Below are 20,618 nucleotides of genomic sequence, written 5' to 3' on the forward strand. Positions count from 1 at the left end.
GGGAGGTAGGCCTGCTGGTACGGGTACGAGTTCGCGGCCTCCTCGTTGAACTCGACGCCGAGGCCGGGCTTGTCCCCGGGGTGGAGGTAGCCGTCGGTGAAGGTCATGGACTGCTCGAACACGGTGTTCGTCGCGTCCGAGTGCTGCATGTACTCCTGGATCCCGTAGTTGTGGATCGCCAGGCCCACGTGCAGCTGGGCGGCGAAGCCGACCGGGGAGATGTCCGTGGGCCCGTGGAAGCCGGACTTGACCTGGTACTGGGCCGCGTAGTCCATGACCTTCTTCAGCGGGGAGATGCCGCCGAAGTGGGTCGAGGCCGCGCGGACGTAGTCGATGAGCTGTTCCTTGATGAGCGACTGGAAGTCGTACACCGTGTTGAAGACCTCCCCGATCGCCAGCGGGGTCGTGGTGTGGCTGCGGACCAGGCGCAGGGCCTCCTGGTTCTCCGCCGGGGTGCAGTCCTCGAGCCAGAACAGGTCGTAGGGCTCGAGGGCCTTGCCGAGCTTGGCGGCCTGGATCGGGGTCATGCGGTGGTGGCCGTCGTGCAGGAGCGGGATCTCGGGGCCGAACTCGTTGCGCACGGCCTCGAACACGGTGGGCAGGTGGCGCAGGTACGCGCGCGTGTCCCAGTCCTCCTCGAGCGGGTAGGCCCCGCGCCCGGCCGGCTCGTAGTCGTACCGCTCGCCCGAGGCCTGGGCCTGGGCCGCGACGCCGTAGACGGCCTTGATCCCCGGGACCGCGGTCTGGACGCGGATGGACTTGTAGCCGAGCTCGAGGTGGTGCCTGATCGAGTCGAAGAGCGAGGGGATGTCGGTGCCGGAGGCGTGCCCGTACGCCCGCAGAGCTCGCGGCCGTTGAGCGTCGCGTCGCCGATGCCGGTGACGCCCTCGTCGGTCGTGATCCTGAGCGTGACGAAGTTCCGCGACGGGCTCGTCACGAAGACCTCAGCGGAAACGATCTTCATCGAATTCCTTTCTCGAAGGTGGAGTAACGTCGGCGGTCGCCGAACGAGTTGGCGACGGAGTTCACGGGGTCGACGACGGTGGGTCCCCTGCGACCACGGCGACTTCGGAGGCGCGCGATGGCCTCCGTGGGTCACGGGAAAGGCATGTGGCCATCGCAACGCGATCGCCGAGCGGATCCGTTGTGTTGTTGCGGCGAGCGTCAAGCCTCGTTGTTGACGATGGGAAAGTGATCGGTCACCTAAATGTTCCAGTGACCGGTCGCGTTTAGTCAAGTGCCGCACGCGGCCGCCACTTTGGGACGGTTGACCAAAAAGTGATCGGTCACTAAACTTGCGGCTTGTGACCCGCGTCATAGGGCAAAGCCGCTGACGAAAGCGGTGAGCCATCCCCAGAGAGGTGGAACCCCATGAAACTCCGTACCAAGACCGCCCTTGTCTGCGCGGCGGTCCTTGCGGCAAGCCTGACGGCGTGCGCGCCTGGCTCATCGCAGTCGGATGCCGGACCGAGCGCCCCCGCCAGCGTCGACTTCAACAGCTTCAAGGGTCAGACGCTCACCTATGTGTACTTCACTGACGGGCCCGACGAGCAGGCCACGAAGGACGCGATTGCCAAGTTCGAAGCGGTCACCGGGGCCAAAGTCAACTTGCAGATCGTGCCGTTCGCCAACTTGGCGACCTCCCTGCAGGCGCGCCTCTCTGCTGGCAACGCCCCCGAAGTCGCTCGCGTGGCCGACTGGCACCCGTACGCCGACAAGGAAGTCGACTTCAAGCAGTACTTCGGCAGCAACTATCCGTCAGAGTTCACTCCGGGAGCGGCCGGAACTGCCATGGACTCAGCGGGTCGGATGCTCGCCGTCCCCAGCGACGTCACGATCAACGGCCCGATGATCAACGTCGACGCATTCAAGAAGGCAGGCGTCCCGGTACCTGCCAAATGGACATGGGATGAGCTTGTTGCCAGCGCCAAGAAGGTGGCCGCCGCCAACAACATGCCCTACGCCGTGGCTATCGACAAGTCGGGCAACCGCCTGAGCACAGTTCTGAGCCAGTTCGGCACCGTGCTGGTTGGACCGGACGGCAAGAATGCCCTCGACAAGGACAAGGCGGCGAAGGCGCTCACGTTCTTCACGGACCTGGTGAAAAGCAACGTCTCCCCGAAGGATTTCTGGCTCGGCTCAGGCAGTAAGTACACGGGCGCCAATGAGATCTTCCTCGCCGGGCAGGTGCCTGTGTATCTGTCAGGCCCTTGGCAGGTCGGCGCGTTCGCCAAGAGCGCCACGTTCAACTGGGCGGCCGTGCCCAACCCCTGCCAGGAGCGCTGTGGCGGCTTCCCTGGCGGCAAGTTCATGATCGCGTTCAAGGACAGCAAGAACCCGACCCTCGCTGCCGCCTTCGTCCAGTGGATGAACCGGACTGAGAACCAGCGCGAGGTCGACAGGTCTGCGTACTGGCTCCCGACGCGCAAAGACCTGACCGACTCTGGGATCGAGTACGCCAATCGCCAAAGCGACATGAGCGCCTTCCTCTCGCAGATCAAGGCCACCCCGTCCGACACGTGGACCGATGCGAACAGCCCCGCCTTCACGGCCTCGGCGACCTCGATGATCAACGAGACCGACAAGGTCGTTGCGGGCAAGGAGGATGTTCAGACCGCCGTCGAAAACATCTCCGCCGCTATCGACAAGGCCATCAAGGCTGCAGGCTCATGAGCGTTCTAGCTCCCGATCGGGCTCGCGGGCTATCAGCTTGGATGAGGGGCAAAACGCTTGCCCCCTACCTTTTCGTTCTGCCCAACATGGTGATCTTCGGGGTGTTCACCATCTGGCCGGCGTTCAACGGCTTCAACCTCAGCTTCTACGACAGCAGCAATGGAAGGACATACCGCCCCGTTGGGACCGGCAACTACAGCAACATCCTCAGCGATTCCCAGTTCTGGGGCGTCGTCCAGCACACCGTTCTCTTCACACTCGGATTCGTTCTGCTCTCGACCGTGTTGGCCACGGCGCTCGCCCTCATGCTCAACGCGCAGCGGCGGGGCCGGGGGGCGCTCAGCGCCGCATACTTCCTGCCCGTCCTCATCTCGCCAGTCGTGGTGGGCATCATATGGAAGGCTGCACTGGATCGCACCACAGGCCTCGTCAATGAGGTGCTGTCCGCAATCGGCCTGGGGTCACCGGGATGGCTAGTGGACTCCAGCCTTTCCCTCATATCGATCATCCTCGTGGGGACATGGATCCACCTCGGCTTCTACGCCATGATCCTGATCTCAGGTCTGCAGTCCATCGATACCTCGCTGTATGAGGCAGCAAGAATGGACGGTGCGAGTGTGTGGCAGTCGGTGCGTCTCATCACCCTTCCGCTCCTGCGGCCCACGCTCATGGTCGTCATCATCCTGGCCACCATCGCAGGCTTCCAAGCGTTCGACTTCGTGTACACGCTCACTGGCGGTGGGCCCGTAGGGGCGACGACGCTGATCATCCAGTACATCTACGAGAATGCCTTCAGCTACCCGATCCAATACGGTCTGGCCAGTGCGGCCGCGGTGATTCTCTTCGTCGTGGTCTTTGCCGTGACCTTCGTCAACTATGCGATCGGCCGACGGAGTGAGTCGATATGAGTACACAAGCCCCCGCGCCCGCGGCCCGCCGATCCGCTTCGGCCGGTCTCCAGCAGCCCGCATGGACGTCGACGGGTGGCCGCGCACCGAGCACCGGCGCCGTCGTCCGCGCGACCCTGCTCATCGCCGGAGCCCTCCTTGTGGTGACTCCGGTCGTGTGGGCGGCAGTGTCATCGTTCAAGACCCAAGAGGAGCTTGCTCAGACTCCGCCCACCCTCTGGCCCAACCACCCCACGGCTGACAATTACACGAGCGGATTGCAGGCATTCGACTTCGTGCACTTCCTGACGAACAGCGTCATCGTCACCGTGTTCGCGACCGTGCTCACCCTAGCCGTCAACTCGATGGCGGCCTACGCGCTGTCCAAGTACAACTTCCGCGGCCGCACGGTGCTCTTCCTCATCACCCTCTCGACGATCATGATCCCGCTTCAGGTGATCCTGCTGCCCGTCTATCAGGTCATCTCGTCGTTCGGCATGGTCAACTCGCTGTGGGGGCTTATCATCCCGCCGGCCGCGACGCCGACCGGGGTATTCCTTCTTCGCCAGTACATGCTGACCCTGCCCGACGAGATGATCGAGGCCGCGCGCATCGATGGCGCGGGGGAGTTCAAGATCTTCCTGCGGATTATCCTTCCGCTCAGCCGGCCAGCCTTGGCGGTGGTCGCGATCTTCTCCGTTATCTGGCGCTGGAATGATTTCCTCTGGCCGCTCATCGTCGCCCAGGACGAGTCGGTCCAGACACTGCCCGTGGCCATTGCCCGATTCGCCAGCCAACAGGCAATTCCGTTCAATCAGATCCTGGCCGTCTCGGTCGTCACCATCATTCCGATCATCGTCATTTTCCTGTTCCTTCAGCGGCACATCATCGCAGGCCTCGCGCAAGGGAGCATCAAGTGACCATCCTCAGGCCGGAGGAGCCGGATACGGCTTTGCGTGGCGGCCTTCGCGCGCGTCGCGATAACGGCCGCGGATGGCTTCGAGATCGTCCGGGTCGGTGATCGCGGACTCGCAGCCGCGCATGATCATGTCGGCCTGGCGATGCAGGATGGCCCGCTGGGTGTCGTCCTGGGCGTAGGCCACGGCCCGGGCGAGACCTTCGAGGAGCCGCATGGACACGGCCGTCATGCCGACACCGGACTGACGGACCTTGTCGTACGCACGATTGACCATGCGTTCGTAACTCGGCGCCAGTTCGATGACCCTGATCGCCCCGGCACGGTCGCGGTGGAGGCCATCCGGCAGTTCGCGCTCGGAGATCATGCACAGTCCGTCCGCGAGCCAATCGATGCACGTGAGCGCCGTGAACGTGTCGTTGACGGCTGTCGAGAGCGCGCGGATCGCGATCTCGACAAGCTGGTCGATGGCGAAGACCGCGTCCTGCTCGAGCGTTCGGTGCGGTCCGGTGATGTGGGCCCGCGCTAGCGCAGGGAGGACGGCGTCGGCCGCCGACGGTGGCCAAACCCTCGCCAGCGGGAGACCTCGGGTGATGAAGTGCCCGGGCCGATAGATCAGCTGCACGACTGCGCCGTGCCGTTCCATGATCTCGACGAGGCGCGCGTGGCCAACGAACTGGAGATAGCCGCTCGTCGTGGCGACAACCTCAGCGCCTTCGGCATCGAGGAGCGCGAGGAGTTCAGCGAGCGGGCGACCGGTGCGGGGGATTTGATCGTGAGACTGCCCTCGCGTCGGGAACTGCAGGTCGATAGCGGCCGCCAGCGTGGACGCGATCGACGAGATCACCGCCGGCAGCTGGATCAGCAAGGTGATGTGGTGGATGAAGTAGATCAACATCATCACGTTGACAAAGACCAGCGCGAGCGAGACTGAGACCGAGATCTGCGGCACGAATGTCACAGAGCGGCTTCCGCCACCGATACTGCCGAGCGTAAGGACCGAGTAGACGAAAGTCGCGACGAAGGCGCCGAGCGTGAGTTGGGTGCCGAGGTCGCGAACGAAGTTGCGAAGCATCCGCGGGCCGAACTGCTGCGAGGCCAGAGTCAGCGCAACGATCGTGACCGAGAACACCACGCCAAGGACGGTGATGACGCCCGCCGCCAGACCGGACAGCAGCGTTCGCGCACCGTCCGCGCTCTCCAGCTGAATCCACGCCGGCAGGGTGATTTGAGCGTCGTAGACGTGCAGATCGAGCGAGTACGTCGCCGCGAAGAGGCCGATGATCGCAATCAGGAGCAGGGACGGCACGAACCACAGCGACGTCCGAAGGACGTCGCGGCGCCAGGGGGAGACCCCCAGTGTCAGGACAGTTCGCATCGCCTACCACCCCTTGCCGCACGCGAGCAGCCCGCTCAAACTAAGTCTCATTGTCCGAAACTCGCATGCAGCGCGCTACTGCGTCGCCCCCCGGGCATCACAGGTCCGGGCCTACGGCTCCCTCGACGCTCCTACGGCGTCGGCGGAGTGTGCCAGATGCGGTCGATGTAGTCCCGCATGGACCGGTCGGAGGAGAAGTAGCCGCACCGCGCGACGTTGAGAATGGCAGAGCGGGTCCACGCATCCTGGTCGGCGTAGGCTGCATCCACGGTCTTCTGCGCCGCCACGTACGAGGCGTAGTCGGCCAGCACCATGAAGCGGTCGTCGTAGAGCAGGTTCGAGACAATGGGCTCGAACGTGGACCGGTCGCCGCCTGAGAAGGCACCCGATGCGATGAGGTCCATCGCTCGCCGCAGGTCGGCGTCCGTCTGGTAGTACTCGCTCGGTCGGTAGCCCTTGGCCCACAGCGCCTCGACCTCCGGCTCCGTCATGCCGAACAGGAAGAAGTTCTCGTCGCCGACGAGTTCGCGGATCTCGACGTTCGCGCCGTCGTCGGTGCCGATGGTGAGCGCGCCGTTGAGCGCGAACTTCATGTTGCCGGTGCCCGAGGCCTCCTTGCCGGCGAGGGAGATCTGCTCGGACAGGTCGGCGGCCGGGATGACCCGCTCGGCGAGCGTGACGTTGTAGTTTGAGGGGAAAAGCACCTTGAGGCGCCCCTCGACGCGCGGATCGGCATTGACGACCGACCCGACAGCATTGATGAGGTGGATGATGCGCTTGGCCATCGCGTAGCCCGGTGCCGCCTTGGCTCCGAAGACGAACGTACGCGGTGTGATGTCGGATGCCTCTACGCGCCCGGACTTGACGCCCTCGTACAGCGTGACGATGTGCAGGACCTTCAGCATCTGCCGCTTGTATTCGTGCAGGCGCTTCACCATGACGTCGAGGAGATGCCCCTCACCGACTTCGAGCCCGTCGCGGGCTCGGAGCTCGCTCGCGAGGCGGACCTTGTTCTGGGTCTTGACGGCCGCGAACGCGGCACGGAACTCGGGGTCCGCGGCGAAGGCCTCCAGCTCGCGGAGGCGCTCCAGGTCGGTCACCCAACGCGGGCCGAGCGCATCCGTGATGAGCGACGAGAGCCCGGGGTTCGCGAGGCGCAGGAAGCGCCGCGGCGTCACGCCGTTGGTGACGTTGGTGAACTTGCCGGGGAAGAATTCGGCGAAGTCGGGAAGCAACTTGTCGCGCAGCAGTTGCGAGTGCAGTTCGGCGACGCCGTTGACCTTTGCGCCCGCGACGGTGGCGAGATACGCCATCCGCACCGAACGGTGGGGGTACTCGCCGACGATCGACATGTTCCGGATGCGGAGTTCGTCGTCGCCGAACTTCTCGCGGACCGCGGCGAGGAACTCCTCATTGATGCGGAAGATGATCTCCAGATGCCGCGGCAGGAGCCGGCCGATCAGGTCTACCGGCCACTCCTCGAGCGCCTCGGGCAGCAGCGTGTGGCACGTGTAGGCGAAGCACCCTTGGGTGATGGCCCACGCGTCGGCCCATTCGAGGTGCCGTTCGTCGACGAGCACGCGCATGAGCTCGGGCACGGCGATGACAGGATGCGTGTCGTTCAGCTGGAAGATGACGCGGTCCGGCAGGTTCGCGAGGTCGAAGCCCTCGGACAGCTGGTTGTCGAGGAAGTCGCGGATCGACGCGGCGACGAAGAAGTACTGCTGCTGCAGGCGCAGCTCCTTGCCCTGCGGCGTGGAGTCCTCAGGGTAAAGCACTTTCGAGATGTTCGACGCGAAGGTCTGCGCCCGCACGGCTTCCGCGTAGTCGCCGGCGTTGAAGATGCCGAGGTCGAAGGCGTTCGTGGCCACGGCGCTCCAGAGGCGCAGCGTGTTGACGCGGCCATTCTGGTAACCCGGGACCATGTAGTTGAACGGCACCGCCTGCACGTTCCACGCCGGGACCCAGCGTGTGCGCTCGACGCCCTCGTCGTCGTCGTACTTCTCAGTGTGCCCGCCGAACGAGATCGTCTGCGCTGCCTCCGGGTGCGGGAATTCCCACGGCGAGCCCATGGCGAGCCACCGGTCGGGCTGTTCCACCTGCTGGCCGTCCACGAACGTCTGCCGGAAGATGCCGTACTCGTAGCGGAGGCCGTACCCGATCGACGGGACGCTCATCGTCGCGAGCGAGTCAATGAAGCACGCGGCCAGACGGCCGAGGCCGCCGTTGCCGAGGCCGGGCTCGAGCTCAAGTCGCCGCAGCTCTTCGACGTCGATCCCGCACGACGCGAGCGCCTCGGCGGCGATGTCGGCGAGGCCGCTCGCGAGCAGATTGTTGTCGAGCTGCGGACCGAGCAGGTACTCGGCCGACAGGTAGCACACGCCCTTGGCCTGGCGCACGCGCTGGCGGCGCTGGTCCTCGAGCCACCGGGCCATCAGATAGTCGCGCACGGTCTCCGCGAGCGCGAGATACCGGTCGTTCGCGCTGGACGAGGACAGCGCAACCCCCTGCCGGAAGTTGAGGTTGTTCAAGAACTCGCGCACAAAACCATCGACAGTGCTCGGCGGTGCGGTCACCGGAGCCAGCGCGAGAGGATGAGTCGCCGTGGAATCGCGTTCAAGGGCCATCTCGTAACGGTAGCGAATGCCGAGGCGGTCCGAGGACCGTACTGCCGAGCGGACCAAAAATTTACACGCCCGTCACAAACGAAAAGCGGCGTACGTGAGATGCAATCCGGCGCCTGCGCGGACGCAGACGAATCGGTCCGCCGGGATGACCCCAAGAATCGACGAAGCGCACTCGTCAGCCCAGGGCTTCGCCGAGGAGCGTCCGGAACCAGCGTTGGACGCCGTCGAAGGCTTCGCGGACTGGGACGAAGACGAGGTCGCCTCGGTGGTGGTCCGCGGCCCATTTCTGGCCGGTGGCGGCGTCCGCGAAGAAGAGCATGTGGTGGCAGTACGTGCTCATGATCGAGAGCGCTGAGTCGCCGAAGCCGGTCTCCTTCAGGGGAACGAACGAGACCACCATCCCCTCGGGAGCGGTCATCGTGCCGAGATGCCCGGGATGGACCTCGAGCCGCACCGGTTCGCCGGTCGGGGTGAGACGAGAGTCGACGATCGCCGTCTGACCGAGCAGGAGCGGCAGAAAGAGGGTGTCGACCGCGCACCATGCGTAAAGGGTCTGCGAACCGACGGACAGTCGGTGTGGACTGGGCATGTCCGCGAGCCCGAGGGCCCAGAACGTGCTGATTCCCTCGTCCGCGTCCTCGATGAATGTCCCGGCGAGCGGCCCGTCCAAGGCGGACGCGACGTCGGCGGGCGGCATGCCGAGCTGGGTTGCAAGGCCGCTGCGGGGAACCGGGCTGCCCTGTGCCAGAGCCCGCCACAGCCCAACGGCCACCGTGGCGGCCTGTGGGTCGAGGACGGGCATGCCCTCGACGTAACCGTCAATGAGCAGATCGATCGCTGAGCGCTGGTTGCTGGTTGTTGTCTCGCTCATGTGGCTGATTATGAACCTTCCACTCGACTGGAGGGTCAAGCCCTGGCCTGCTCCGGCGTCGCCCTTTGTGACGGCAATTCGGTGTTGATGACGGGTCGCGGCCGCCCTTTCGCGGCGCGTTCACGGTGGCCGCGGTGGTCACCGCGTGGTGGTGTATGAGGCGGGTGGCGTTGGGCGCCGGCGCGTCGTCCCCTGTCAGGGGCGGTATGTGGTCCGGCGGGTGCCTCGCGGCCGCCGTGCGCGCAGACGGTCGACGGCGGAGCCGTAGCCGTGAGCCCGGCGGAGGCGCATCTGGGGTCCTTGTGGGCCGTGTGCGCGCGGTGGAGGATGTGCTGTGCCGCCGCCGACGGCGGCCTTTTGGCGGGCAGCAAGGGGGCCGGTCGTGTCTGAATTCGAGGCGCAGGCGTATAACGCGTGGTGGCAGGCCAGGTTCGATGTGTGGTCGAGCTTGGCGGAGTCGGCCGAGCGGCTGGCCCGCTCGACGGCGGCAGGCCGGGCGCCGGCGGGGCTCGCCGAGGAGGTGGCGGCGCATCTGGACACGTTGGTCCCGCTCGAGCGGTACTGGGCGTATCCGGGCGCGGACGGGTTCCTGCGCATCCAGGATCTGTTCGCTTCCGGACGCATCGTCGAGTTTGCCCGCCAGACGGCGAATGTCAGCCGGAGCCTGGCGACCGACGCGTACCGGTCTGGCGAGCGCGGAGGAACATCCGAGGCCTCGTACGACGCCGACGCCGGTATCGCACGGTCCGAGCGCGGGCGGACAGAGCGGCCGTATTTCGAGGTTCTCGTCGTCGGCACGATGACCCCCGAAGAGGAACGCGGGCTGCGCGAGGACCTCCTGCGATGGCGACGCGCGGACGACGAGTTCATCTACGACCTCGTCGTCGTGGGCAGCGGCGAGGAAGCCGTCGTGGCGACTCTGATGAACCCGACGATCCAGGCCTGCGTCGTCCAGCGTCGGTTCGCCCACGCCTCGGCGAACGACCTGAGCAGGCTGCGCCAGTTCGTCGACCCGGCCGTCCGCAGCGCGCTCGCGGACCATTCCCCCGAGGAACGCGCGCAGATCCTGGTCGAGCACATCGCCAAGGTCCGCCCGGAGCTAGACCTCTACCTGATGACGGAAATCGCTGTGGAGAAGATCGCCGGGAGCCTCAGCTCCCACGTCAGGCGGGTCTTTCATGCCCGGGAAGGTTCCCTCGAGCTTCACCTGAGCATCCTGGCCGGGGTGGGCGCGCGCTACCGCACCCCGTTCTTCGACGCGCTCAAGTCGTACAGCCGGCGTCCCACCGGGGTCTTCCATGCGCTGCCGATCTCGCAGGGCAAGTCGATCGTGAACTCCCACTGGATCCGGGACATGGTGGACTTCTACGGACTGGACATCTTCCTCGCCGAGACTTCGGCCACTGGCGGCGGCCTTGACTCTCTGCTCGAGCCCACGGGACCCCTTCGCGAAGCGCAGCGCCTGGCCTCGGAGGCCTTCGGGTCGGGGAAGACGTTCTTCGTCACGAACGGGACCTCGACCGCGAACAAGATCATCGCCCAGGCCGCCGTCGCGCCCGGGGACATCGTCCTGGTGGACCGGAACTGCCACCAGTCCCACCACTACGGGCTCATGCTTTCCGGGGCACAGGTGAGCTACCTCGAGGCCTACCCGCTCAACGAATATTCGATGTACGGGGCCGTGCCCGTGGCCGAGATCAAGCGGCGCCTGCTCGGCCTGCGTGCCGCGGGCAAGCTCGACCGGGTCAAGATGGTCATGCTGACCAACTGCACGTTCGACGGCATTGTCTATGACGTGCGCCGCGTCATGGAGGAATGCCTCGCGATCAAGCCCGATCTCATGTTCCTCTGGGACGAGGCATGGTTCGCCTTCGCCCGCTTCCACCCGGTTCTGCGAACCCGGACCGCGATGCACGCGGCCGCCGAGCTCGCCGAAGCCCTGCGCACTCCGGAGATGCGGGCACGCTTCGAGAGGCAGTCCGCGACGCTGGCCGACGGCGACGACGAGACCCTGCTCGCCACTCGTCTGGTCCCAGACCCGGATTGCGCCCGCGTCCGGGTCTACGCGACCCAGTCGACTCACAAGACCCTCACCTCGCTCCGGCAAGGGTCCATGATCCACGTGTACGACCAGGAATTCGGCGGCAAGGTCGCCGAAAGCTTCCACGAGGCCTATATGGCGCACACCTCGACCTCGCCCAACTACCAGATCCTCGCCTCGCTGGACATCGGTCGGCGGCAAGCCTCGCTGGAAGGCTATGAGCTGGTGCAGAAGCAGCTCGAGCTCGCCATGCGCCTGCGCGACGCGATCGACACCCACCCTCTGCTGAGCAAGTACATGCATTGCCTCACCACCGCGGAGCTGATCCCTGCGCTCCACCGTCCCTCCGGCATCGACCAGCCCCTGCGCAGCGGTCTGAGGAACATGGTGACGGCGTGGCAGCAGGACGAGTTCGTGCTCGATCCCTCCCGCGTCACGGTCTACATCGGTCAGACCGGGATCGACGGGGCGACCTTCAAGCGCGAGCAGCTCATGGATCGCTTTGCCATCCAGATCAACAAGACCTCCCGCAACACCATCCTCTTCATGACCAATATCGGCACGACCCGCAGCTCGGTCGCCTACCTGATCGAGGTCCTCGTCACGATCGCCAGGGACCTGGAGAAGAGGATCGAGGAGATGAGCCCCGCCGAATTCGACGCCCATCGTCGACGCGTCACGGCCCTGACCAACGCTTCCGCGCCCCTGCCGGACTTCAGCGGCTTCCACTCGGCATTCCTGACTCCGTCCGAGCCGCCCACCCCCGAAGGCGACGCCCGCAAGGCGTTCTTCGGCACCTATGCCGACGGCGAATGCGCCTACCTGCCCGCGAAGGACGTCGAGGAGCGCCTCGGGCGCGGAGAGCCGGTGGTCTCCGCGACATTTGTCACTCCGTACCCGCCGGGATTCCCCGTGCTCGTCCCGGGACAGCTCTTCAGCAGGGAAATCCTGCACTTCATGTCTAGTCTCGATACGCCGGAAGTCCACGGCTACCAGCCCGAGAACGGATACCGCGTCTACAAGGACACAGCCACGACGCTCGCTGGTACCGCGCCCGCCTCCCAGCCCGCGGCCGTTCTCGCGCCCCTGGAACCGGCTGAACTCGCCGAGCGGCCCGAGCCCACCCGGGAGGACCGGGCTTCACGCAGACGTCCCGCCTCGAAGCAGTCGTCCGCCTAGTACTGGGCGGCGGTGCCGGCGGGCACTTTCTTCATGCGCAGAATGACGGCGGCGCGGACGATGATGAGCACGTTCAGGGCAAGGGATCCGAACTGCGTCCCGCCGGTCGAGCGGCTCGCGATGTTGACGACGACGAGGATCAGCCCGATCGCCCCAATGATGATGGCCCCGATGAGCGGGCCGCGGGCCGTCGAATTCCGGGCGATGATGTTCCACGTCCCGATGCCCACGTAGCCGACCGCGAGCAGGCAGAAGACTCCGATGATGCTCGCCGCCGCAGTCATGGCGCCCTGCGGCACGTAGCCGCCGTGAGCCTCGATGGCCGCGGTGGCCCCGATGACGGCGGCGATGTTGGTGTACGCGTAGAAGGCCGCGAGGAGGCCGAGGAGGACGGCGCTGCTGCCGAGGATGGCCCGCCAGATCCTCGATTTGCGGGCGTCAGCGGGAGCGAGATCGTCCCCGTGCGTTAGCGGGAACGTGGGCCAGGCGGGGGCAGACGGCCGTGATTCGGGGTACTCGTCGCTCATGGGGCTGCTCCTCTGCGGTGACCAGGAGCACGTCCCGCGCCCCCAACGGGAGAGCGTACTCCGCTCGGGACGCTCCCCGCGACAGCACCGACGATCTCCGTGCCTGGCCCCAACGGCTCGACGTTTCTCAGTGGAGGAGCGGCACACCGACTCCGTGGTGAGGGGGTCGGTCAGAGGATCCCGAGCTCCATGGCTCGTGTGACGGCCCGGGTGCGGTCGCCGACTCCGAGCTTGTCGAAAATATGGGCGAGGTGGGTCTTGACGGTTGCCTCGCCGATGAAGAGTGTGCGGGCGATGTCGGGGTTCGACGATCCCGCGGCGACGAGCCGGAGGACGTCGAGTTCGCGTGGCGAGAGCGCCGGCGGGGCGGTGGAAGCCGAGTCGGCGCGAACGCGTCGGACGAGCTGGGCAGCCACCGACGGGGCGAGCACCGTCTCCCCGGCGGCAACCGCCCGGATCCCCGCGAGAATCTCCTCCTGCGGAGCGGCCTTGAGCAGATAGCCGGAGGCCCCGGCCTCGATGGCGGAGACGATGTGCTCATCGGTGTCGTAGGTCGTCAGGACAAGGACCTTCGCCGGATTGCCCTCGGCGGCGAGCCTCGCGGTTGCCGCCGCGCCGTCGAGACCGGGCATGCGCAGATCCATGAGGACCAGATCGGGCCGGACCGTCGCCGCGAGCTCGACTGCCTCGCCTCCGTCCGCGGCCTCGCCGACGACCTCGAGGTCGTCGGCCGCGTCGAGGAGGCTCACGATGCCCGCGCGCACAATCGGGTGGTCGTCGGCGACGACGATGCGGATCACGCGGGCCTCGCAAGAGGCTCGGCACCGACTGCGAACTCCGCGCCAGCGCGCGGAACCTCGACTGCGAGGATCGTCCCTCCATGGGGACCCGGGCCGAAGTCGAGCTGTCCGCCCGCGAGCGCGAGCCGATCCCGAAGGCCCGCGAGCCCAAAGCCGTGCTCGCCGGGGCGTGCGTTTCCGGGCCCCACGCCGTCGTCCTCGACGGTGAGCCGCGCGCCCGAGGCCGTCGCGACGAGCGAAATGGAGACCCGCCCCGCCTGCGCGTGCTTGCGGGCGTTGGCCACCCCCTCCTGTGCGGCCCGGAGCAGGACGATCTCGGTCTCGCGCCCGAGGCCGGCCGCGTCTGCCGTGACGGAGACCGCGATTCCGGTCTCGCGCTCGAACGCGGCGCCGAGCCGCTTGAGGGCGTCCGCCAGAGTCGTGTCGACCCGCATGGGGGAGAGCGCGGCGACGAGGCCCCGGGCCCCGGCGAGGGCGTCGCGCGCCATGTCCTCGATGAGCGCGAGGTCCCGGCGTGCCGCGTCGGTCCGTTCGGAATCGAGCGGCTGGCCGGGCCGGGCGTCGAGTCCGTTGACCGCTCGCTGCGCGACCATGACCATCCCCGTGAGGCTCTGGGCGATCGTGTCGTGGATCTCCCGTGCGAGCCGCGCGCGTTCCTCCGTGACACCGGCGTCCCGGTGCAAAGCTGCGAGCTCGCCCTGCGCCGTCTGGAGCTCCGTGATGAGCTGGGCGCGCTCGTCGCTGACCCGCGCGATATGGGTGATCCAGAGGCCGAGCGCGAGGCTGAAGCCGAGCGAGAGGCCCGCCGTGACGAGGCCGACGACGAGGCCGACGCCGCCGCCCCGCACCGCGTATCCGATCGCGATGGCGGCTGCGAGCGCGACGCTCGCGACGATGGCCCGGCGGGTCGATCGGACGGTCACCCACACCAAGGGGTACATGATGGCCTGCAGGATCGACACGGTGGGGTCGAGCGAGCACCCGACCGCGAGCAGCGCGGCGAACGCGATGGCCGTCCCAGTGTGCACCGCCGGACTGCGCCTCGACAGGTTGGGCCGGGCGAGGACGGCGTAGGCGACAAGGAACGCGGCGCACGCGCCCCACGCTCCCCAGGTCTCGACGCCGAACGGCGCATCGATCGCCGCGATGAGGGCGAGGACTGCGGCCGTTGCGATGGCCGCGAGATCCCACCAGCGCTCGGTCCGCATGGATCCATGCTCGCACGCGGACCGGGCGATGAGCCCTGCCGTGCGGCTCACGCGTCGCGCCGGATCCACCGGAACGTGAGGCGGCTCACCACGAGCCCGACGATGAGCCACGCCACGAGCCACAGCGCGACCCACCCAAGCTCCCAGCCTCCGTGCTGCTCGAGGGCCTTGAAGCCGTCCGGGAGGAACGCCGCGCGCATGCCCTGGGCGAGCCACTTGAGCGGAAACGCGCTCGCGAGGTTCTGCATCCACGCGGGCAGGACCGAGAACTGGAGGTACACGCCAGAGATGAACTGGAGCACGAGCACGATCGGCACGACGACCGCCGTCGCGCTCCGGCTGCTGCGCGGAAGGGCGGAGAGGGCGATGCCCAAGAGCGCCGAGGCCACCGTGCCGAGGACGAAGACCCACGCGAACGTGCCCCACGCCGACCACTCCGTCGGCAGGGCGACGCCGAAGACGAAGCGGGCGACGCCGAGGAGCAGCGCCGCCTGGAGAATCCCGGTTGCGAAGACGCGGCACAGCTTGCCGACGAAGTAGGAGACGGGGGAGAGGGGCGTTCCGCCGAGGCGCTTGAGCGTCCCGTCGCTCTTCTCGCCCGCGATGTCGACCGCGAGGTTCTGCACCCCCGAGAGCAGGACTCCGGCCGCGAGCATGCCGGGCAGATAGTAGGCGCCGACCGAGACATGATCCGCCGAGGTGGGCCCGGGACGGATGTCCCCGAGCGAGCTGAACGCGGCCGTGAAGATCCCGAGCATGACGATCGGGAACAGGAACGTGAAGAAGACCGTATCCGGAGAGCGGAAGTATCCCTTGGTCTCGTAGCGGGCCCTTGCGAGGCCCAGCGTCATCGTGCTCATGCGAATTCCTCCTCGGCCTCAGGCGCGGCGGACGCGTTCGACGCGCCAACCAGGTTCAAGTAGACGTCCTCGAGGCTCGGTCTGATGACCTCGAGTTCCGCGGGTTCGCCGCCCAGCTGCTGCACAAGCTGTGTGACGACCTCCGCGGGGCGCGCGGTGCGGCGCTCGTGGCGAGCGCCGTCGTCGTCCTTCCAGCGCACGATCGGCACCCGGGCCTCCGCGCCGCCGAGCTCATTGATATGGCCGACGGCGATGAGGCGGCCGTGGTTGATCACGCCGCCGCGGTCCGCGAGGCGGGCGGCCTCCTCGAGATAGTGCGTTGTGAGGAGGATCGTGGTGCCCTCCGCCTTGAGCCCCTCGATGAGCGCCCAGAAGTCCCTGCGGGCCTCGGGGTCGAAGCCCGTCGTCGGCTCGTCGAGGAACAGGAGCTCGGGCCGCCCGATGATCGCGAGCGCGACGTCGACGCGGCGCTGCTGCCCGCCCGAGAGCTTCGCGATGCGGGTTGTCGCCTTCTCTTCGAGGCCGACGGCGGCGATCACCTCGTCGACGTCCCGCGACCTCGGGTAGAACGACGCGAAATGCGCGAGCTGCTCGCGCACCGTGTAGACGCCGGCCTCGCCCGAGGACTGCAGGACAATCCCGAGCCGCGCTTTCCACTCGAGGCGCGCGTGCGCCGGATCGACGCCGAGGACGTCGACTTCGCCAGCCGAACGCGATCGGTAGCCCTCGAGAATCTCGACCGTCGTCGACTTCCCGGCGCCGTTGGGCCCGAGCAGCACGAACGTCTCCCCACGCGCGACGTCGAGGTCGATTCCGTCGACGGCCGCCACTCCGCCGTATTCTTTGCGCAATCCCCGGACCCGCACCGCGAGGTCCCCGTGTTGTGCCATCATGCTTCGAGCATCCCGCGCGGGGCCCGTGAGCGGGAGCGGTGGGCAGGCGGATTCCGGCATCCCCCGATCGGGGGATGGGCGTCCTGCTTTTGCCCTCCGGTGAACACGCCGGGTAAACATTTGGTCCCGGACTACGCTTGAGGTACGTTCCCAACCTGAGTCCGCACAGGGGCGGACGCAAGGGGCCATTCGGGCAGAGAGGCACGACCATGGCAGACAACATGTCGGTGCGAGAGGCGCTCAGCGTCGCCTTGGCAGCGGGCGATCTCCTGGGGGAGCGTCTCTCGCTCGCGACGTCGGATGAACTCCTCGAGATGGAGGACCATTCTCCGCTCGAGATCGCCGAACTCTTCGAAAACTTCGAGGCCAAGCGGGACTCGGCCCTCACGGAGCTCGCGGAGACCAGCGCCCCGGAGTGGTGGGACGCGGCGACCCCGCGGGCGATCGGCCACGCCTACATGCTCGCGCGCGCGTGGAAGGACCATGCCCCCGAGGCCGCGACGGTCGAGGGGACGATGCGCTCCGAAATCGCCGACCGGTTCGGGATCGACGTCGAAACCTGCTACGGCCCGCCGCAGCTCATCCAGGACCAGTACGAGCGTCTCCAATTCGACCGGCTCAAGGCCCTCAAGGCGAAGCTCCGCCCACCGGCGGAGAACGCCGAGTAAACGTTTCCTCACCTCTCTCCGCACGATAAGGTGAGGGAGGGCGATTTCCGACTTCCGTCGTCGCCCGTCCGGCTGCCGCGGCACACGCCGCAAGGCCCCGGACCACACGAGGTGTATCTACCTGGCGCCCTCAGCGAGGGAATCCCAAGGCGGCACATGATGCGCGGACCGCCGCGGGAAAGGCGTAGGGGAGTGCGAGGCACGCAGGAGCCGAAGAAGACAGCTGAGCGCGAGAGCAGGAGCCTCATCGAGGCCGCGGGATTCTCCTATTTCCCGATCGCGCTCATGGCGCGTCTCCCCTTCGCGATGATGGTCGTGGGCGTGCTCACGCTCGTCGTCTCAGGCCGCGGATCCCTTGCGCTGGGCGGCCTCAATTCGGCGATGGTCGGCGTCGGCGGGGCCATCTTCGGTCCTCTCATCGGGGCGGCCGCTGACCGCTACGGCCAGCGACCCGTCGTGCTCGCGGCCGGCCTCGCCAACAGCGTGGCCCTGCTCGTCATGTCGTGGATCGTCTACAGCCCGGTCCCGGACACAGCGATGCTGGCCGTCGGCTTCGCGATCGGCGCGACGGCGCCCCAGGTCTCCCCGATGTCGCGGAGCCGACTCGTCGTGATCACGCTCCGCAAGATCCCGACCGCCCGGAGGATCCGGGTGCTCAACGGCATGATGGCCTATGAATCGGCGGCGGATGAGATCGTCTTCGTCTTCGGCCCGTTCGTCGTCGGGCTCCTCGCGACGACGATGAACGCGGCCATGCCTGTCGTCATCGGCGCGATCCTCAATCTTGTCTTCGTGAGCGCGTTCGCGCTCCATCGCAGCAGCACCGTGGCGAACGACGGCGGCTCGGCCCGGGACCGCGTCCAGGGGCCCGCCTCGGAGCTGCTCCGGCCAGCGCTCCTCGTCGTGGTGCTCGGGGTCACGGGGGTGGGCGTGTTCTTCGGCTCGATGCTGACCTCGCTCACCGCGTTCATGGAGGTCCGCGGGCACCCGGAAGCGGCGGGCCTCGTGTACGGGGCGATGGGCGTCGGCTCGGCGGCCCTCGCACTCGCGGTCGCGTTCATGCCTGCACGGTTCACGCCGCGCGCGCGCTGGCTCGTCTTCGCCGCCGTCCTGTTTGCGGGGACGCTCGCGCTCGAGCTCGTCGATTCGGTCGCGGGGATGGTCGTGGTGCTCCTCGTGATCGGCGTTGGGATCGGCCCCACGCTCGTGACCCAATACAGCTTCGGGGCTGACCGGAGCCCGCAGGGGCGGTCCGCGACGGTCATGACGATCCTCGGCTCGGGCGTTATCGTGGGCCAGTCCGCGGCCTCCGCGTTCACGGGCTCGCTCGCGCAGGCGGCCGGGCCGTCGGCCGCCCTCGCGGTTCCGAGCGCTGCCGCGGGGATCGTCGTCGTCGCCGGCCTGGCCAACTGGGTGCTCACGGGCAGGGCGGCCGCGACGAAGGGGTGATCCGCTCATCAGGCTCTTATCGGTCGGCCACCCCCTAGCACGCCCACCGTGGGCTCGACGTATCACGACACTGAGAACTCTTTGAGAGTTTCCGGCCACACGACGACGTAACTGTCTCCTTCAGCCGGCCTGTATGCCGCCCGAACGTCGGCCCATCTTGGGTCAGCGCTCAGCGAAGCCATTGCTTCCCCAAATGCCTCGAGGGGCCGGTCCGTGTGGACGAAGATGTTCATTTCGCCTGAGCCGAAGTCATGCCCGTCCACGAATCCATGGACATCGGGAAGTGCGCCCTCCAGCGCGTCCTCCATGGCGATGAGGGCCTCATAGTCTGCCTCCGACTCGCCCGCCCATTGCAGAACAAGGATGTATCGCAAAACTGCCTACCAAGGGTTTGGAGGTGGATGAAGATCTTTCACCAATCAAGGTTCAGCGTCCCCGATCGGAAGTTGATCAGGGTGTACTTAGCATCTACAGCGTAGGTCCCGACACCCCCCTCGAGTTCGGTGAGCACTTTCTCGCTGGGACCCGGATCAAATGGGAGGCAGTGAGTCGCCGCAAGCAGCCGAACGACAGGAGCGGGATCTTCGCGGAGTAACTCGATTGCGATGCGACCAGACTCAAGATTCCGAATCTCCTTATAGAATGAATGATGCTTCTTGAAGGCGCGGTTTGCTTTCTTTGGGTCATCCTTGGAGGCATCCCATTCGAGGGCCAGCTTGCGATAACGCTCACGAATTTCTTCGGTGTTGAGTGTCATGGAAGGGGTGCTCCTCTTTCGATTAGCGACGTGATATTGGACCCAAAAGCGTGCTGGTCGGCGAAGCTTTGGCCTGTGAGCCAGTCTCGCACTCTCTGGCCACCTGTGAAGGGGCGGATGCTCCCGTAATAGTCTGCCTTTGCTTGGTTGATCGCGGCTGAGACGGGGCTCAGATTGTAAGGATTGTGGATTGCGCGGGGTCGAAGCCACTGCGCCCGATCTGCGACTGCTCGACGATGTGATCGTAGACATTGCCCGTGCCGGGCGATGGCAGCGCTCGTTTCGCAGCACGAAATGAGTTGAATCCCTCAGCCAACTCCGATCCGGCGGCTTCTGCACCCTTGATGGCTCCTGCGATGTCGTCACCGCCTGGGAGGAAGCCGATGGCCATCATGGCGCCGTCGTCGGCGGTGAGGGGGCGCATGGGGTCTTGGCCTTCGATGTCGCCGGCGAGCCGGTTGAAGCCGACGTAGCCGATTCCGCCGACCCCGGGGACGAAGGCTGCGATGGCGCCGGCGATTCTGGATGCGTTTATGCCGACTTGCCGGAGGTCGTCGGCCCAGGTCGTTCCGCCCACTCCGATGTGGTCCCGGATCGTGTCGCTGATAAGGGGCCGTTGGGCAAACGCGGCCCCCGGGGCTGGTGCGGGCGTCGCCGGGGCGGGTTCGTAGTAGGTGCCGGCGTAGGCGCCGTTGACGTAGGTGCCGGGGGCGACGAGCTGGGAGTCGACTGACCTGAGGGGGTTGAGGTATTCGGGGGCGATGCCCCATCGGCCGGGGTGATGTCGGCGGTGGGTGATGAGTGCCAGCTTGAGCCGTCGCTGTCGGTGATGGCGACGCGCCAGAGCCCTGATGGGTCGCTGGTGTTGATGGGGTCGTTCTGGG

Annotated in this window: 17 protein-coding genes and 1 pseudogene; 6 read left to right on the forward strand and 12 right to left on the reverse strand. The window is 66.8% G+C overall.

Annotated elements, in window-relative coordinates; genetic code table 11:
• Positions 1 to 964, reverse strand: a pseudogene (locus tag RBS12_RS20030) (D-galactonate dehydratase family protein); the annotation flags it as partial.
• 407 nt (positions 965 to 1,371) lie between these two features.
• Here RBS12_RS20030 and RBS12_RS20035 point away from each other — a divergent pair.
• Genes RBS12_RS20035 through RBS12_RS20045 form a run of 3 tightly spaced genes read left to right on the forward strand, consistent with a single transcriptional unit; the run spans position 1,372 to position 4,480 of the window.
• On the forward strand, positions 1,372 to 2,673 hold the full coding sequence (locus RBS12_RS20035) for an extracellular solute-binding protein (RefSeq protein WP_307967931.1): 1,302 nt from the start codon (positions 1,372 to 1,374) through the stop codon (positions 2,671 to 2,673).
• A gap of 41 nt (positions 2,674 to 2,714) precedes the next feature.
• Positions 2,715 to 3,581 (forward strand): sugar ABC transporter permease, encoded by an 867-nt coding sequence (locus tag RBS12_RS20040; protein WP_307967932.1) that lies wholly within the window; start codon positions 2,715 to 2,717, stop codon positions 3,579 to 3,581.
• Positions 3,578 to 4,480: a carbohydrate ABC transporter permease gene (locus RBS12_RS20045; RefSeq protein WP_307967933.1), complete on the forward strand. Its 903-nt coding sequence runs from the start codon at positions 3,578 to 3,580 to the stop codon at positions 4,478 to 4,480. Before RBS12_RS20040 ends, RBS12_RS20045 begins: the two co-directional genes overlap by 4 nt.
• A 6-nt stretch (positions 4,481 to 4,486) precedes the next feature.
• Here RBS12_RS20045 and RBS12_RS20050 read toward each other — a convergent pair whose 3' ends face one another.
• The 3 genes from RBS12_RS20050 to merB form a co-directional block, all read right to left on the reverse strand.
• Entirely contained in the window at positions 4,487 to 5,854 is a 1,368-nt protein-coding gene (locus RBS12_RS20050; protein ID WP_307967934.1) for a DUF2254 domain-containing protein, read from the reverse strand.
• Between the two features lie 131 nt (positions 5,855 to 5,985).
• Positions 5,986 to 8,481 (reverse strand): glycogen/starch/alpha-glucan phosphorylase, encoded by a 2,496-nt coding sequence (locus RBS12_RS20055; protein ID WP_307967935.1) that lies wholly within the window; start codon positions 8,479 to 8,481, stop codon positions 5,986 to 5,988.
• Between the two features lie 175 nt (positions 8,482 to 8,656).
• Positions 8,657 to 9,352: an organomercurial lyase gene (gene merB / locus RBS12_RS20060; protein WP_307967936.1), complete on the reverse strand. Its 696-nt coding sequence runs from the start codon at positions 9,350 to 9,352 to the stop codon at positions 8,657 to 8,659.
• A 382-nt stretch (positions 9,353 to 9,734) separates the two neighbouring features.
• On the opposite strand from merB, the gene RBS12_RS20065 reads away from it, so the two are divergent.
• Positions 9,735 to 12,572, forward strand: a complete 2,838-nt coding sequence (locus RBS12_RS20065; RefSeq protein WP_307967937.1) for an ornithine decarboxylase — start codon at positions 9,735 to 9,737, stop codon at positions 12,570 to 12,572.
• Here RBS12_RS20065 and RBS12_RS20070 read toward each other — a convergent pair.
• From RBS12_RS20070 to RBS12_RS20090, 5 genes are all read right to left on the reverse strand, one after another.
• Positions 12,569 to 13,099 carry a hypothetical protein gene (locus RBS12_RS20070; protein WP_307967938.1) on the reverse strand — a complete coding sequence of 177 codons (531 nt, stop codon included), beginning with the start codon at positions 13,097 to 13,099 and terminating at the stop codon, positions 12,569 to 12,571. The genes RBS12_RS20065 and RBS12_RS20070 overlap by 4 nt on opposite strands.
• 170 nt (positions 13,100 to 13,269) lie before the next feature.
• Positions 13,270 to 13,899: a response regulator transcription factor gene (locus RBS12_RS20075; protein WP_307967939.1), complete on the reverse strand. Its 630-nt coding sequence runs from the start codon at positions 13,897 to 13,899 to the stop codon at positions 13,270 to 13,272.
• Positions 13,896 to 15,107, reverse strand: coding sequence for a sensor histidine kinase (locus RBS12_RS20080; protein ID WP_307967940.1), 1,212 nt, complete (start codon positions 15,105 to 15,107; stop codon positions 13,896 to 13,898). Before RBS12_RS20080 ends, RBS12_RS20075 begins: the two co-directional genes overlap by 4 nt.
• 47 nt (positions 15,108 to 15,154) lie before the next feature.
• A complete protein-coding gene (locus tag RBS12_RS20085) occupies positions 15,155 to 15,967 on the reverse strand; it encodes an ABC transporter permease (protein ID WP_307967941.1) in 813 nt (270 codons plus the stop codon).
• Positions 15,964 to 16,860 (reverse strand): ABC transporter ATP-binding protein, encoded by an 897-nt coding sequence (locus RBS12_RS20090; RefSeq protein WP_307967942.1) that lies wholly within the window; start codon positions 16,858 to 16,860, stop codon positions 15,964 to 15,966. The genes RBS12_RS20085 and RBS12_RS20090 overlap by 4 nt, the downstream gene beginning before the upstream one ends.
• Positions 16,861 to 17,069: 209 nt before the next feature.
• Here RBS12_RS20090 and RBS12_RS20095 point away from each other — a divergent pair, with 209 nt between their 5' ends.
• Together RBS12_RS20095 and RBS12_RS20100 are read left to right on the forward strand one after the other, a co-directional pair.
• The gene (locus tag RBS12_RS20095) at positions 17,070 to 17,528 is read left to right on the forward strand and encodes a hypothetical protein (protein ID WP_307967943.1); all 459 of its coding nucleotides are present in this window, start codon (positions 17,070 to 17,072) and stop codon (positions 17,526 to 17,528) included.
• A gap of 192 nt (positions 17,529 to 17,720) precedes the next feature.
• Positions 17,721 to 18,977: an MFS transporter gene (locus RBS12_RS20100; protein ID WP_307967944.1), complete on the forward strand. Its 1,257-nt coding sequence runs from the start codon at positions 17,721 to 17,723 to the stop codon at positions 18,975 to 18,977.
• Between the two features lie 62 nt (positions 18,978 to 19,039).
• On the opposite strand, the gene RBS12_RS20105 is transcribed toward RBS12_RS20100, so the two are convergent.
• The 3 genes from RBS12_RS20105 to RBS12_RS20115 all read right to left on the reverse strand — a co-directional run.
• Complete coding sequence (locus RBS12_RS20105; protein ID WP_307967945.1) at positions 19,040 to 19,351, reverse strand: hypothetical protein; 312 nt, start codon at positions 19,349 to 19,351, stop codon at positions 19,040 to 19,042.
• 38 nt (positions 19,352 to 19,389) lie between these two features.
• On the reverse strand, positions 19,390 to 19,734 hold the full coding sequence (locus RBS12_RS20110) for a DUF2019 domain-containing protein (protein WP_307967946.1): 345 nt from the start codon (positions 19,732 to 19,734) through the stop codon (positions 19,390 to 19,392).
• A 169-nt stretch (positions 19,735 to 19,903) separates the two neighbouring features.
• Positions 19,904 to 20,618: hypothetical protein (locus tag RBS12_RS20115; protein WP_307967947.1), on the reverse strand; the 715-nt coding region annotated here is incomplete at its 5' end.

It is taken from the genome of Sinomonas sp. ASV322, assembly GCF_030908245.1.
Lineage (GTDB): Bacteria > Actinomycetota > Actinomycetes > Actinomycetales > Micrococcaceae > Sinomonas.